Origin of the sequence: Pseudobacter ginsenosidimutans (assembly GCF_007970185.1) — a bacterium.
Classification (GTDB): Bacteria; Bacteroidota; Bacteroidia; order Chitinophagales; family Chitinophagaceae; genus Pseudobacter; species Pseudobacter ginsenosidimutans.
The window spans coordinates 3174522-3190303 of sequence record NZ_CP042431.1; the positions used below are offsets into that span (position 1 = coordinate 3174522).

Here is a 15782-nt window from a genome sequence, read left to right on the forward strand (position 1 = left end):
ACAAAAACAATTTTATGAAGTATCGTGCATTGGGAAAAACTGGCGAGCAGCTTTCTGCCATCGGCCTTGGTTGTATGGGGATGAGCTTCGCATATGGACCGCGCAATGATGATGAAAGCATCCTTACGCTGGAAAAAGCATTGGAGATCGGGATCAATTTCTGGGATACAGCCGATATGTACGGTGCTGGTCATAATGAAGAGCTGATCTCGAAAGTATTGGTGCCGAACAGGAAAAAGATCTTCATCGCCACCAAATTCGGATTCCGGTACAGACCTGATAACAGTACCTATTTCGATGGCTCGCCTGCTTATTTGAAACAGGCTGTGGAAGCGAGTTTGAAAAGATTGAAGACAGATGTGATAGACCTGTATTATGCGCATCGCGTTGATGTGAATGTGCCCGTGGAAGAAATGGTAGGAGCGATGGCGGAGCTGGTGAAAGAAGGAAAAGTGAAATACCTCGGATTGTCTGAAGCATCTCCTGCTTCCATCAGAAAGGCGCATGCTGTACATCCGATCACAGCCCTGCAAAGTGAGTATAGCATTCTAACCAGGGATGTTGAAAACAATGATGTGTTGAAAACTGTGCGGGAACTCGGCATCACTTTCGTGCCTTACAGCCCGCTGGCGCGTGGACTGGTGACTGCCACTTTACCACCGGCCTCACAGTTAGGCGCAGACGATTTCCGCAAGACCCTGCCGAGGTTTGGCGATCAGTATGCAGAGAACAATAATAAACTGGTAGATAAATTTGCTGCACTGGCAGCCGCTAAGAATATCACACCTGCACAGTTATCACTGGCATGGGTACTCGCACAGGGCGACGATATCATTCCGATCCCCGGCACCAAGCAAAGGAAATACCTGCTGGAAAATGCAGGAGCAGTGGATGTACAACTGACGAAAGAAGATTTGGAGGCGATAGATGCACTGGTGAAGGAGTTTCCGGATACCGGTGCGCGGTACAGTGAAGGAGCGATGAAGCTGGTGAACAAGTAAAATGAAAAAGGGGCTTTCGCCCCTTTTTTCTTCTCATGCATTATCGATGGCCCGCTTAACGCTGCCGTTTTTCAGCAGCAATGCTTTTGCTTTTTCGTAATCGCTCCACTTCAATTTATCCATGATCATTTTCGTTCCCCTGTCAACGAGTTTTTCGTTGGTCAGCTGCATGTTCACCATTTTATTGTCTTCCACACGTCCGAGCTGGATCATCACAGTAGTAGAGATCATATTGAGGATGAGTTTCTGGGAAGTACCGCTCTTCATGCGCGTGCTGCCGGTAACAAACTCAGGACCCACTTCGCATTCAACCGGAAAATCAGCTACCAGGCTGAGTGGTGAACCCGGATTGTTGGTGATGGAGCCCGTAATGATACCGTGTTCGCGGCAGGTCTTCAGCGCTTCGATCACATAAGGCGTGGTGCCGCTGGCTGCGATACCAACCACTACGTCGTTCTCATTCACGTTATGCGCCTGGAGATCCATCCAGCCCTGCGTTTTGCTGTCTTCCGCATTTTCAACAGCCTGGAGAATGGCGGGAGCGCCACCGGCAATGATACCTACCACCAGACCCTGAGGAACGCCGAAAGAAGGAGGGCATTCACTTGCATCAACCACACCCAAACGGCCACTGGTGCCTGCTCCGATGTAGAACAATCTTCCGCCTGCCAGCATTTTGTCAGCGATCGCTTCAACCAGTTTTCTGATCTGGGGGATCGATTTTTCAACTGCTGCCGGTACTGTTTTATCCTCATCGTTAATATGTCCCAGAATTTCATTGATAGACATTTCCTCCAGGTGATGATACTTACTGCTTGACTCTGTAACTTTCAAAAATTCTGACATGGGTAAACGGGATTTGAAATAATTGAAGGTTGTTTAATGGTTAGTGTCGAAAATTTAGAGCGAATGTTTCAGGCAAAGGCGCAAAACAACCAAAACCAAAACCTAACAAACAGATCGTTTGCGCCTTTGCCTGATGAATTATTTAGAATGGAGGATCGTTGGGTGTATTCGGATTGTTATCCTTTTCAGTGAAAGGATAAGGCATGAAATTGCGTTTGCGTGTGACCAGAGTTTCATCCAGCACATCCTCGAATCGGCGCAGGTCTTCCAGTTTCATACCACTCATGTACAATTCAATACAACGGTTGCGATAGATCTGCACCAGCAGATCATTTTTGGCCATGGCTCCAAGCGCAGGCAGATCTGCTCCCACACCGTAGATATCTCCGGCAGGTTTTTTAGTTACCACTTTATTCAATTCTATTAAAGCCTGTCCAAGATCAGGAGTAGCTTTTCTTGCGTAAGCTTCTGCTTTGATCAGCATGATCTCGCCTGGAGTATAAACAGGGATCGCAGTATTGAGTGCAGCATAAAAACCATTGATCCTGAATCTTGGATTTGACTCTTGCGGAGTCTTGATCCTGGTATGGAAAAGGATACGTCCGTCAGTTTTTTCAGGAGCAATTGCTTCAGGCAGGCCAAGAGTGGAATCAATGGGTTGGAAGAAGTTAGTGTTGCTGGTAGCAGATTCATACACGGGGTTCATCACCTGTGCGTTGAAATCAAGTACCACTTTTTTGGAAAGATCCACTTTCTCTGCTGCTGCCAGGGCAGCATCGTAGTCGCCACTGAACAAAGCGTATCTCGCTTTCAATGCATAGAGGGCATTGATCATTCCATTGTTGGCAACTCCGGCGGTGAGCCTGCCAATTACTGTAGCATTCGGATTGTTGGCTTCATACGCAACGATGGCATTATCCAATACTCTGATAGCTTTCTTATAACCATCCATGCGATCTATGAAAGTCACCGGGGTACCGATTGTTCCGATAGTGTCGGGAACTTTTTCCCAGAACATAGACAAGTTGCCCAATGCCAGCGCTTTGAAGATCGATGCGTAGCTGATCAATCCGGCGCCATAAGGCTTATCGGTAGTTTGCTCTCCATACCTGATCACATTATTGGCATCGAAGATCATCTTGTTGCCGTTGGTCCAGATATTGGTGAGCACGTTATTGGTGCCGTCTACATTTATACCGCCTTTGCTGAATTGGTTTTCCCCCACGTTCCCCGGATTCAACAAAATCAGCTCGTTTGTGGTAAGGCCATTTGCATCTATCGCTGCAAAAAAGGTGCTTGCCTGTCCCGCAGTGTAGGTGCGTTGAATGCCTACAGCTGCACTGGCTGCAGTGATGGGATTTTTAAAAACGACATCACTCGGCGTTTCATTGGGATTGGTGAAATCCTTCTTGCATCCGGTGGCAGCCACAACCAGCAGTGCCAGGGCGTATGTTTTATTATTGAATATTAGCTTCTTCATAAAATGTTTTTGTTGGTTAGAATTTAGCCTGGATTCCCAAACTGAAAGTCCTTGGAATAGGAACAGCGCCAAAATCTATTCCTCTGAGAATGGTGCTTTGTCCACCAGCATTCACTTCAGGGTCATATCCTTTGTAATTGTCGAATGAGATCAGGTTGCGACCGCTGAGGCTTACTGCCAGATCGCTCAGACCCTTAATCTTGCCGAAACGATAAGTGATAGCAACTTCACGCAGTTTCACGAAGGAACCGTCATCGATCCTCCATTCATTCACGTCATAAGCACCTGCAACGTATCCGCGGGGAAGTTTGCCCATTTGTTCATCCTGAGCCACCAGGCCTCCGCCTACACCCTGACGTGTACGCCAGTCTGCATTCCACACATCCACACCCTGAACGGCATCGAGCTGAACGCGGAGTGCGAATTTTTTGTAGCTCACTTCGTTCACGAGAGTACCGGTCCAGTCTGGGTTGGGATCGCCTATTACCTTGCGCAGCAGATCACCGGTAGGAGCACCGTTTTCGCGGCGGGTTTCATAGCTGGTTAAAGTTGTTTGTGTTCCTCGTTCAAATTGAAGTATGCCGGCAGCGTTCTTAAACAGCTGGCCGTTATCTCTCGCGAAGAAAGTTCCGTAGAATACGCCGATCGGTTGTCCTTCAATGATAGACACCGGCGCACCTGAGTTGGTAGAAGGAGCAAAGCGGGGCTGACCAAGGTGGGTAACCACATTCCTGTTTCGGTTGAAGATAGCCGTGATATCCCAGGTGATGTCGCTTTTCCTTACAGGTGTTACATTTAACACGATCTCAAAGCCTTTGTTTTCAAGGTTACCCACATTACCAAGATAGCTGGTGTATCCGTAAGTAGGAGCAATTACCCTGGAGAACAGGAGGTCTTTCACTTTCTTGTAATAGTAGTTCGCCTGCAGACCGATCCTGTTGTTCAGGAAAGCCAGGTCCATACCGAACTCGATCTCATCCTGGCGTTCTGGTTTGATATTTTCATCCACTAAAACTCCTTTGGAGTTCATTGCCAGCTTACCGACGAAGGCATTGCTGGTATAAGTGTTAGAACCGGCGAAAGCACCGATGCCTGTTAAGTTACCCGACTGGCCATAAGCCATACGGAATTTCAGGAGGTCCCACCAATTGTCTACATTCAGTTTGCTCCAATAATCAGTGCTGGAGACCACGTAGCTGCCGCTCGCTTTTGCATAGACCTGGTTGCGTTGATCCTTTCCGAATACAGAAGAACCATCCAGGCGTACAGCTCCTGTTACGAAGAAATGATTCTTATAACGGAAATTCTGTTGAACATAGCCACCGGAAACAGAGAGCTCGCTTCTTTCATCGGCCGAAGGAAGTTGCGTAATGGCAGACTTCACAACAGAAATATAAGGACTCATACCACGTCCCTGCGCTAGCAGATAATCGTTCTTTTCATATTGAACGGAGTAACCCACCTGGGTAGTTGATCCAAGGTCATCAGAGATATTGGCGGTATAAGTGGCGTTCAGCTCATGGTTGATCTGGAAGAAAGTATTGGTAGCTGCACTGGCATAACCATTCAGATCATCACTACCTCCAAAATAGCCAGGATTTACCGTGTAAGCATACGGAGGAATGAAAGTTGTTCCGTTCTGAGCATAGTTATCGATACCCATTGTGTAATCGATAGTAAGGTTCTTCACGGGCTTCAGTTTCACACCCAGACTGGCCAGTACGCGGCTGGTGGTCTGTTGTTGTTTCATGTCCTCAATTACAGAAACCGGGTTTACACGACTGAAGTTGCCCACTTTCAACAAATTGCCGGATGCATCACGTTTCCAGATATCATGGTAGTTCCCAATGATGTTGATGGAACCAACAGGAGAAAAGAAAGAGTTGCCATCAGGCTTTTCATTGGCCTTGCTGTTGACATAGTTAAGACCCATATTCACACTGAGCCATTTGTTGAAGGTTTGATCAACGTTGGCCCTGAAACTGTAACGCTGGAAGTCTGTGTTCTTTACAATACCCTGGTTGAAGAAATAAGAACCGGAAACGAAGTACTTAGTCTTATCGTTACCACCACTAACAGAAACGTTATTGTCAGTTCCTGTACCGGTGCGGAAAACATAGTCCTGGTAATCGTAACGGTTTACAGGAGAGGTTGTAGTTACTAAATCCCCATTAACACGTGCGATCACATCATGGGTAAAATCGTCTACGCTACCACCAAACTTCACGGGCGACTGGTTCATGTCAAGTTTCTTCCTGAGCTGGTTCATCAGGAAACTGGAAGAGAAGCTTACCTGAGGAGCTCCGGCCTTACCACGTTTTGTGAAGATCTGCACTACACCTGCGTTTGCGCGTGAACCGTAAATGGCTGCAGCAGCTGCACCGTTCAGCACTTCCACTCTTTCGATATCTGCCGGGTTGATATCCACCATCCTGTTTTGACCGATAGTACCTACAGTGTTGGCGCCGTCATAGCCGGAAGATGTATTGGTAACCCTGTTGGTAGCGTTGTTGATGATCACACCATCCACAATATAAAGAGGCTCTGAAGAAGAGTTGATGGAGCTGATACCCCGAAGCCTAACCGAAATACCACCGGCAGGATCACCGGAGTTCTGACTGATCTGCGCACCTGCAGTTTTACCCTGCAATGCTGCCAGTACGTTTCCGGTGGCGCCTTTGTTGAGGTCTTCCGCTTTCACGGTGCTTACATAGTTACCTAACTGCTTACGGGTAGTTCCTGCACTGGTACCGGTTACGATCACTTCGTCCATACCAATGGCATCAGGTGTAAGTTCTGCATCAAGTGTGTACTTGCTTTCAGATCCCACCTGTAATGTTTTTGTTACAGCCTTGAAACCAATTCCGGAAAATTCCACCGTGTAAGAACCAGGCTTCAGATTAGCCTGCATGGTGTATGCGCCAGTTGCGTCAGAGGAAGTGCCGTACGAGGTATTCTTCACTTGAATAGAAATACCTGGAACAGCTTCTTTTTTTGCATCAGTCACTTTACCGCTGATCGTCACCTGCGCACCAGCAAAGTAACCTGCAAAAATCAGGCAAAGCAGGAAAGGAATTTTTTTCCATCTGATTCCTGCCTGCATCGTTAGATTGTCCATAAAGCAGCTTTAAATTAATGTTGTTAAAGAATAGTACTCAGTTCCCATAGGGTCAGGTAAATGAAAATGCAATAACCGGGAGGGATAAGTTATATAGGGTACGGAAATAAAAACATGCACTTTCACGGAGTAAATTTGGAGAAAAATATTGAATTCCTGCAAAAAAACGCAAATAATTTGTTTGTTTTTGCAGGTTTGTGCGGGTAGAGGGGTTCTGAAACCGCAGTATGAGAAATTCAACCGCTTTACCTTGCAATGATGGATTTGTTGCCGCTTCGGCCTATCTTCGTTTCAGTAAGCTGAAAGACTTACTGCTACTGCTTTGTATATGAAATCATTCCTGACCTGCCTGCTAACCCTTACCTTTTTACAAAACCTGTTCAGCCAGGACCATCAGCAATTACTGGAAGAGCTCAATAAGGTCATCAACGAATCTGCGGGGTACGATGCCCGAAAACAGGAAGATATACGCGCCATCCATTTTTACGAAGATGCCGGAACGCCACAGCTGGAGTTCAATCGCTATCACCAATTGTTTGAAGCCTATAAGGTGTATAAATATGACTCTGCCTATTTCTACGCCCGCAAACAGTTTCACATCGCGAAGTCGCTCAGTAATGATACCCTCATCAATATGGCGCGCATCAACCTGAGCTTCTCACTCCTTTCAGCAGGGATGTATAAAGAAACACAGGAAACACTGGACTCGGTGGATATCCACACACTAACTGATGAAGCCAAAGCCAGGTATTACTCTTTACTGGGTCGCTTTTATTATGATCTCGGGGATTTCGATAAAGATGTGAACTATACGCCCGACTATACGCTCAAGGGAAATACCTTTATGGATTCCACCATTGCACTGACACCTCCCAACTCTTTCAATCATCTCTATTACCAGGGATTGAAAGATATCAAGTCGGGGAACAACGACAGGGCCCGCGAACTATTCCGTCAGCTCCTCAACCTGGATTCGCTTACAGATCACCAGGTGGCGGTGACCGCTTCTACGCTCAGTGATATCTATATCCAGCGCAACATGGATGATTCCGCCATCACACTCCTGATACAATCAGCCATTGCAGATATCAAATCATCTACCCGCGAAACCTCTGCCATCTTCAATCTGGCGGCATTACTGTACAAAAAGGGAGATGTGAAAAATGCCTATACCTGCATTCAGCGCGCAATTGCCGATGCCACTTTCTATGGCGCCCGCCAAAGGAAAGTACAGGTGAGCGCCATCCTCCCACTGATCGAAGGAGAGCGGGTGAACATTGCCGAGAAACAGAAGAACAAACTCATTGCCTATGCTGCCGTGGTGACTTTGCTGCTGCTGGCAGTGATCGGTCTGGCCATCGCCCTCATGAAACAGATCCGCAAGGTGAAACTGGCGCAACAGGCGCTCATGGAAGCGCATGATCGCCTCCAGGTGGCCAATGAAAAACTGATGGAGAGCAATACCATCAAAGAAGAATATATTGGATATTTCTTTAATTACAACTCCGACTTCTTCTCCCGGATCGAAAGGTTCAAAAGATCGCTGGACCAGAAGATCATGGAAAGAAAACTGGAAGAAGTAAAATTCCTAGTCAATAATATCAACCTTAAAAGAGAGAAGGAAGACCTGCTCAAAAGTTTCGACAAGGTTTTTCTCACCCTCTTTCCCGGATTCGTGGACGGCTTCAATGCACTTTTCAAACCGGAAGACCAGATCCATCTCAAAGACAATGAGCTCCTCAATACCGACCTCCGAATCTTCGCACTCATCCGGATGGGCATCAGCGACAATGAAAAGATCGCCCATATCCTGGAGTATTCGGTGAACACCATTTATACTTATAAGACCAAGATCAAAAACAAAAGTCTTCTCCCCAATGAAGACTTCGAGCAGGCCATTATGAACATAAAATAGGCCTGAAAATCTTCCATATTTCTACTTAAAATCGTCATATATTGTATTGTTTAATATGTTTTTAAATAATTTGTAATCAATCTATTAATGATTATAATCAGCCCTTAAAACCCTTTATTTTCTATACTTCATCCATATAAGTTGAAATCAGCTCAACTTGAGCCTTTCTTTGATTTCAGGTAAGCAGAAAGTTGTTGCCATTGCAACGGATCGCTTTCTCCATTAACCTTAAAAAACTGCCGTTTTTATGATTAAATCACGATTGCTGCCTGAAGCATTTATCTGCTTTTTGATGGCCATGCTATTTGCAGGAACTGCCCTTGCGCAGACCCGGACTGTAACAGGAAAAGTAACAGACAACAAAAGCAGTCCGGTGGTTGGAGCCACCGTTCAGGTGAAGGGAGGCGCCGGTGTAAGCACCAATGAAGCCGGTGAGTTCCGCATCAATCTTTCTTCTGCAGCAGATTCCCTTATCTTCTCACACGTAGAATTTGAAACCCGCGCTGTTGCCGTTCGCAACAGGTCAACCTTCAACATTTCATTGCAACCTAAAGACATGGGGCTGGATGCCGTGGTGGTAGTGGGTTATGGTACCCAGAAACGCCGCGATGTTACCGGGGCTATCGGTTCCGTGAAAGGTGATGCGATCAGGAATATGCCGGTGACCGATGTTGCTGCCGCTCTCCAGGGCCGCGTGGCTGGTGTGGAAGTAGTGAAATCTTCCGGTGAGCCCGGTGCCCCCACACAGATCACTATCCGCGGTGTGGCTTCTCTCAGTCAGCCACAACCGCTTTATATCGTTGATGGCGTACGCCAGGATGGTAATAATATCAATATGGCGGATGTTGCCAGCTTCGATGTATTGAAAGATGCGAGCGCCGCCTCTATATATGGTGCGGCAGCTGCGGGCGGTGTGATCATCGTTACCACTAAAAAAGGAACAGGGGCCAAGCCCACCGTGAATTTCAATGCGCGTTACGGTGTTACTACGCCACGTATGATGGAACTCCTGCGTCGCGATGAATTCATCCGCTTTCGCAAACTGATCAACGATCCGGTGTATGGTCCGCAAAGTCAGACAGACACCCTTCCCGATACCGACTGGGCAGGCGCCCTCTTCGATAACGGAACAGAAGAGAACTACAACCTCTCCATTTCCGGATCATCTCCCAATACCAATTATTTCGTATCCGGTATTTATAATAATCAGAAAGGTGTATTCAGAAAGAATTCATCCGGTATGTACGGTTTCCGTTTGAATACGGATATCAGGGTTACCGATAATATCAAAATTGGTGAGCAGCTCTATGTTTGGCAAAGAAATACCACGCCACCAACAGGAGTAAGTATCAATCCGCCATTCCGCACCATTCCTACAATGGGCATCTACGGTAATTCTCCGGAGAACCCCTGGGCCAAATCGCCTCCCGGATTTGCAGGACCTAACCTGGTTGCGCAGATCGAGACTGCTCACAGGCAGTTCACCCAGGCCAATTTCCAGGGTAATGCTTATGCGGAGATCAAACTGCCGTTCTACCTTACTTTCAAAACAACACTGGGTTATACCTATTATAATGAGGAGCTGAACTATTACCAGGAGGCTTACAATGCCGGTCCGGTTTCAGTGAATGCCACCAGTCTGGCGAAGAACAATGCCAGCACCAGGAGCATCTTCACCAACTATGTACTGAGCTTTGATCATGCATTTGGCGAACACTCCATCAATGCGCTTGCCGGTTACGAACAGATCAGCGGCATCACCAACGGTGCACAGATCGGTGCCACTTCAGTAGGAGGTACTTCTTATGCTTTCCTGCTGACTTCCGATTCACGCATCAACCTGGCCAATGGCGGTTATGATGATAATGCGCTGATCAAATCCATGTTCGGCCGCGTGAGCTACGACTTCGCCAAAAAATACTTCGCAACCTTCTCTATCCGCCGCGATGGTAATTTCCAGAAGTTCGGTCCCAATAATCGTTACGGTGTGTTCCCCGCAGGTTCTGTGGGCTGGCGTATCAGCGATGAGCCTTTCATGAAGCAATTACTGCCGCAGGCCAATCTGCTGAAATTGCGTGGTAGCTATGGCGTACTCGGTAACAGCAATATTCCATCTTATGTGTTCCTCTCCACATTCGACCTGGTGAGCGCACAGAATTTTGCGCCCGGTGTTGTGCCCGTGCTCAATTACACACAACAGAATATCCCTAACCCGAATATCAAGTGGGAAAGCATGTATGAGGCCAATATCGGTCTGGATGCAGAATTCATGAATGGCAAACTGTATGCAAGTGTTGACTGGTACGATAAAACGACCAAAGACATGCTGTACAACCTGCCCATTCCTACAAGCGCCGGTATGCCCGTGAGCATCTTCATCACCAATATCGGGTCTGTGCGCAACAGGGGTATTGAATTCTCAGCCGGATATCGCAGCAATATTGGAGAGTTCTCTTACAATGTTGGCGTAACAGGCGCTTTCAACAAGAACAAAGTACTGAATCTCGATAATATCAATAACAACGCCATCCTTGCCGGCGATAACAACTATGGTTCTCCGAGCTTCGGAATCTGGACTGGTCAGCAACTCGCTTCAACCAAAGCCGGTGCCCCATTCGGACAATTCTGGGGATACAAAGTGATTGGCATGTATCAATCTGATGATGAATGGAAGAACCATCCGCAGCAGGAAGGAAAGCAGGCGAAAAAAGGCGATCTCATTTTTGCTGATATCGACGATAATAAAAAGATAGATGAAAAAGACAGGACCGTTATCGGCAGCCCATACCCTGATTTCGTATATGGTATCACGTTAAACCTCGCTTACAAAGGATTCGATATTCAGGCGCTGTTCAGTGGTGTGGCTGGGGTAGACATCTTCAACGGTGTAGCTCCGTACGCGATGAGCCCGTTTGCAGACGGTAACACTACCAACAAAGTGTTCGGCGCTTCCATGCTGGACGGGGATTACCTGACCTCACAGCCACGTATAGGTGAAAAAACGCAAACTGGTTTCATTCAGGATCCCAACCATAACTATACATGGGCCAATAGCTATTTCGTGGAGAACGGCAGCTATCTCAAGCTGAAACAATTACAGATCGGCTACAACCTGCCTGCCAATATCCTGCAGAAGGTGAAAATGAAAAATGCCCGTTTGTATGTGATGGGATACAACCTGTTCTGTCTTACCAAATACAATGGTATCGATCCTGAACTTGGTGGTGCTGTAACTACAAGGGGAATCGATGTTCCTTACAGGTATCCGAATTCAAGGATCTATTCACTGGGACTCGACATCACCTTCTAACCAATTAAAATGATTGCCATGTTTAAGAAATTATTGATCATAGCAGCCTGCTCACTTTCTCTGGCAGCCTGCAAGAAAGACCCCGATAATGTGAGCCTGCGCGGCGCCTACAGCAGCGGTGAGTTCCCGAAAAATATCAACGACCTTCTGGGTGTGCTCGGCGCCGGTTATGCGCAATGGAGGGCCGAACACCTGGCCGGCTTCAATCTCATGACCAAGGTACAGGCCTGTAGTGAACATGCCGCCGACCTGGCTTATGGCGGAGACCTCAGCTGGACCGAGCTCGCAGCCAATGAGCTCAGCGTTTCCAACACTTATGCCAATGGCCTCTGGGCGCAATTGTATGTGGGTGTGAAAACGATGAATGCCTTCCTGGACCGTGCCGATTTCTATGAGCAGAAATATATGGTGGCTTCCGAACAGCAGATGGTGAACTATATGCGTGGCGAAGCTTATTTCCTCCGCGCATGGTATTACTTCAACCTGGAATGTTTCTTCGGTGAAGCCTATGTTGGCGCCAACGGAGCCAATGATGATAAACTGGGTGTGCCTATCTATACAAGCATTCCAACCAATGTTGCCGAAACACAGCAACCGCGCAAGAAGGCCCGCGAAGTTTGGAACTTCATCATCGAAGACCTGAAGAAATCTGCTGAGCTGCTCAAGGGTGCACAATGGACAGGCACTATGCGCGGCCGCGCTACTGAATGGAGCGCCAAGGCCCTGCTGGGAAAAGCGTATGTATTCACACAGGACTGGCCCAATGCAAAAACCACCTTGCTGGATGTGATCCAGAACAGTGGAAAATCGTTGATGCCTTTCAGTAAGTACAAGGAAGCGTTCAACGACAAACCGGAGAATGAGTTCAATGAAGAATCGCTCTTCGAGATCAATATAGACAGAACGCCTGCCAACTATGGGATCTTCGCAGACTTTCCGCCCAACAAGAACCTGACTTCCAGCCAGGGCCTGCTCTGGAGCCCCAGTTGTCTGGGGGATGATGGCATCGAAGGCGGACCGAACAATAACCTCGGTTATTGCAACCAGTTTGTGCACGACAAAAATCTGCGCCGCTTTGGTTTTGATCTGCCGATCTATAACCTTGTGGAGAACCCGGCCTACGTACCACCCACCAATACGCTGACCAATCAGAAATATATCCTGGATCCTGCGTATCGCGCGGCTTCCGAAGCCATGCGCACCAATAAAACAGTGGACCCACGTTTATATGTATGCGCATTACAACCCTGGGTAGATAATGTTAAGAACAATGACATCGTAAAACCTGTTGGTAAATGCGTGGGCATTGGCGGAGGTATCCAGCAATATTTCCATGGATGGAGCTTCAAGAAGTTCACTACTATGGATAATAATCTCTGGGCAAAATCGAATGCAGCTGATGGTGCCAATTATTACCTGCTCCGCCTGGCTGATATTTTTCTGCTCTATGCAGAAGCCTGCATCAATTCAGGTGAGGCTGAAACCGGCAGGGAATATATCAACAAAGTTCACAGAAGGGCGTATGGCGTAGCCAACTACAATGCACCATCTCCTTATGACTATGCAACATTGACTTCCGCCACCATGGCCAATGATCCCAACCTGGCCAATAACCCGCTGCGCTATGAGCGTTATGCCGAGTTGTTTGCAGAAGGTCACTGGTGGTTTGATGTATGCCGCTGGCGCATCGGAAAAGCAGAAGCCACTTACTATGGCATCTACCTTCCGGCAGGTGCACCGATCCCATGGAGTGACGACAGGTCTTATGCCTTCCCCATTCCGAGTGATGAGATCAATACCAATACCAATATCGGAAATCAGAATGGCGGTTACTAACCGCTTTGATATAGGGTCATCTGCAATGCGAAAGGCCGCTGTTATTTCAGCAGCGGCCTTCGTTTTACTGCATCAGACCAGTACTGTTCTCTCTTTTTTATTTTTTCAGTTTAAAGAAAGGCTTATGAAGCAACAGCTAGTTGTGTGGGGGATCTTACTATTATCAACAATATCGGTTAAGGCACAACAGCAACAGCTGAACCTGGCAATGGGGAAACTGTCGCTGCAATTCCGCTTGAATGATGATGGCGCTCCTGAGTATGCAGTCAACTACAATCAGCAGCCAGTGGTGAAACCATCTGCCATGGGATTTATTTTGAAAGAAGCCGACAGCATTTTCTACAAGGATTTTGTAGTACGAGGAGTAGACTCCCTGCTGAAGGACGAGGCCTGGCAGCCGGTTTGGGGTGAAGTGAGATCCATCCGGAATCATTACAGGCAAGTGACCGTTCACCTGCAACAGAAGAATTATCCCTTCAGGTTATTGGATATCGAGTTCCGTGTATTTGAAGATGGTGTGGGATTCCGTTATCGTTTTCCACAGCAATCACAATTGAAATACTTCATCGTAACGAAGGAGCTGACAGCCTTCCGGCTCACCGGCGATCACAAAGCTTTCTGGATCCCCGGCGACTATGATTCCAACGAATATCTCTACAACACTACACGCATCAGTGAAATAGACAATCGCAAGGCAGTAGCAGCAGCCACTGATATTGCTGTGCGTACAGCGCCCGATCCCTTTGCCGTGCAAACTCCCCTGATGCTGAAAACAGCCGAAGGTTTGTACATCAACATTCATGAAGCGGCATTGCTGAATTATTCATCCATGCAACTGCATGCAGACAGAACTTCTTTTGCCCTCTCGGCCAGCCTGGTGCCTGATGCGGTAGGCAATATGGCCTACCTGCATGCACCGGCAAGCACGCCCTGGAGAACGATACTGGTAAGTGATAAAGCTGCCGATATCCTCAATTCCAAAATGGTGCTCAACCTGAACGAACCCAATGTGCTCCCCACTACTGACTGGATCAAACCCATGAAGTTTGCCGGCGTATGGTGGGAAATGCAGGTGGGTAAAAGCACCTGGAGCATTTCCGATCGTGCAGATACCACAAGCGGTGATGGCGATCTGATCCCCAATGGAAGACATGGAGCAAATACGGTTAATGTTAAACGTTATATCGACTTCGCTTCCAAAAACGGGATCCGCGGTGTGCTGGTGGAAGGATGGAATACAGGATGGGAAGACTGGTTCGGTAACTGGAAAGAAGAAGTGTTCGACTTCGTTACGCCATATCCTGATTTCGATCTGAAAGAACTGAACCGCTATGCTGCATCAAAGGGCGTGGAGCTGATCATGCACCATGAGACCAGCGGCTCCGCTACCAACTACGACCGCCGGATGGACAGCGCCTTCCGATTCATGAAAGCCCACGGATACCAGTCAGTAAAAACAGGTTATGTAGGCCGCATCATTCCCCGCGGCGAAGCGCACGACGGACAATGGATGGTGAACCATTTTGAAAGGATGGCGCGCAAAGCCGCCAGCTACCAGATCAGTTTCGATGCGCATGAGGCGATGCGCCCAACAGGATTACACCGCACTTTTCCCAACTGGATGGCCAGCGAAGCAGGAAGAGGCAATGAATACAATGCATTCAGCACCGGCAGTCCTCCCGAGCATGAGACCATCCTGCCATTCACTAGACTGATCGGAGGACCGATGGATTACACACCGGGCATCTTTAAAATGAAAGGTTATTGCGGCTATGCGCCGGACAGGCAAATGCATACCACACTGGTAAAGCAGCTGGCCCTCTACGTTACCATCTACAGTCCGCTGCAAATGGTAGCCGACTTCCCAGAACATTATGAAGCGCATGATGATGCATTTCAGTTCATCCGTGATGTGCCGGTTGACTGGGATGATACCAGGGTGATTGCCGCAGAGCCGGGAGATTATGTAGCTTATGCAAGAAAAGAAAAAGGAAAAGAGAACTGGTTCATCGGAGCCGTCACTGATGAAGAAAAAAGAAAAATGAATGCGCCGTTGAATTTTCTCGAAAAAGGAAAACAGTACCTGGCCACTGTATATGCCGATGCGCCGGATGCAGATTGGAAAACCAATCCGGAATCCTATGTGATCAAACAATATGTTGTGGACCAGAATACGGTGCTGAAACTGGATCTAGCTCCGGGTGGCGGCGCAGCCGTCAGCATCAAGCCTTTGACAGCGCCGGCGCCCAAAACGGTTTCTAAATACAAATAGATCT

General features: G+C 47.6%; 8 protein-coding genes. 5 read left to right on the forward strand and 3 right to left on the reverse strand.

Annotated elements, in window-relative coordinates; genetic code table 11:
- Positions 1 to 14 precede the first annotated feature (14 nt).
- On the forward strand, positions 15 to 1001 hold the full coding sequence (locus FSB84_RS12910) for an aldo/keto reductase (RefSeq protein WP_130544533.1): 987 nt from the start codon (positions 15 to 17) through the stop codon (positions 999 to 1001).
- A gap of 33 nt (positions 1002 to 1034) precedes the next feature.
- Here FSB84_RS12910 and murQ read toward each other — a convergent pair whose 3' ends face one another.
- From murQ to FSB84_RS12925, 3 genes are all read right to left on the reverse strand, one after another.
- A complete protein-coding gene (murQ, locus tag FSB84_RS12915) occupies positions 1035 to 1847 on the reverse strand; it encodes an N-acetylmuramic acid 6-phosphate etherase (protein ID WP_130544532.1) in 813 nt (270 codons plus the stop codon).
- A gap of 142 nt (positions 1848 to 1989) precedes the next feature.
- On the reverse strand, positions 1990 to 3327 hold the full coding sequence (locus FSB84_RS12920; protein ID WP_130544531.1) for a RagB/SusD family nutrient uptake outer membrane protein: 1338 nt from the start codon (positions 3325 to 3327) through the stop codon (positions 1990 to 1992).
- 16 nt (positions 3328 to 3343) lie between these two features.
- The gene (locus FSB84_RS12925) at positions 3344 to 6445 is read right to left on the reverse strand and encodes a SusC/RagA family TonB-linked outer membrane protein (protein WP_207234363.1); all 3102 of its coding nucleotides are present in this window, start codon (positions 6443 to 6445) and stop codon (positions 3344 to 3346) included.
- A gap of 328 nt (positions 6446 to 6773) precedes the next feature.
- Between FSB84_RS12925 and FSB84_RS12930 the strand changes: the two genes are divergently transcribed.
- From FSB84_RS12930 to FSB84_RS12945, 4 genes are all read left to right on the forward strand, one after another.
- A complete protein-coding gene (locus FSB84_RS12930) occupies positions 6774 to 8360 on the forward strand; it encodes a DUF6377 domain-containing protein (RefSeq protein WP_130544530.1) in 1587 nt (528 codons plus the stop codon).
- A 247-nt stretch (positions 8361 to 8607) separates the two neighbouring features.
- On the forward strand, positions 8608 to 11670 hold the full coding sequence (locus tag FSB84_RS12935; protein WP_130544529.1) for a SusC/RagA family TonB-linked outer membrane protein: 3063 nt from the start codon (positions 8608 to 8610) through the stop codon (positions 11668 to 11670).
- An 18-nt stretch (positions 11671 to 11688) separates the two neighbouring features.
- Positions 11689 to 13506 (forward strand): RagB/SusD family nutrient uptake outer membrane protein, encoded by a 1818-nt coding sequence (locus FSB84_RS12940; RefSeq protein ID WP_158643882.1) that lies wholly within the window; start codon positions 11689 to 11691, stop codon positions 13504 to 13506.
- 124 nt (positions 13507 to 13630) lie between these two features.
- Complete coding sequence (locus FSB84_RS12945; protein ID WP_130544527.1) at positions 13631 to 15778, forward strand: glycoside hydrolase family 97 protein; 2148 nt, start codon at positions 13631 to 13633, stop codon at positions 15776 to 15778.
- Positions 15779 to 15782 lie beyond the last annotated feature (4 nt).

What these genes read in the sequence shown, in the direction of transcription:
- FSB84_RS12910 (WP_130544533.1), top strand. Translation starts at nt 15, where the DNA reads ATGAAGTATCGTGCATTGGGAAAAACTGGCGAGCAGCTTTCTGCCATC.
- murQ (WP_130544532.1), bottom strand. Translation starts at nt 1,847, where the DNA reads ATGTCAGAATTTTTGAAAGTTACAGAGTCAAGCAGTAAGTATCATCAC.
- FSB84_RS12920 (WP_130544531.1), bottom strand. Translation starts at nt 3,327, where the DNA reads ATGAAGAAGCTAATATTCAATAATAAAACATACGCCCTGGCACTGCTG.
- FSB84_RS12925 (WP_207234363.1), bottom strand. Translation starts at nt 6,445, where the DNA reads ATGGACAATCTAACGATGCAGGCAGGAATCAGATGGAAAAAAATTCCT.
- FSB84_RS12930 (WP_130544530.1), top strand. Translation starts at nt 6,774, where the DNA reads ATGAAATCATTCCTGACCTGCCTGCTAACCCTTACCTTTTTACAAAAC.
- FSB84_RS12935 (WP_130544529.1), top strand. Translation starts at nt 8,608, where the DNA reads ATGATTAAATCACGATTGCTGCCTGAAGCATTTATCTGCTTTTTGATG.
- FSB84_RS12940 (WP_158643882.1), top strand. Translation starts at nt 11,689, where the DNA reads ATGTTTAAGAAATTATTGATCATAGCAGCCTGCTCACTTTCTCTGGCA.
- FSB84_RS12945 (WP_130544527.1), top strand. Translation starts at nt 13,631, where the DNA reads ATGAAGCAACAGCTAGTTGTGTGGGGGATCTTACTATTATCAACAATA.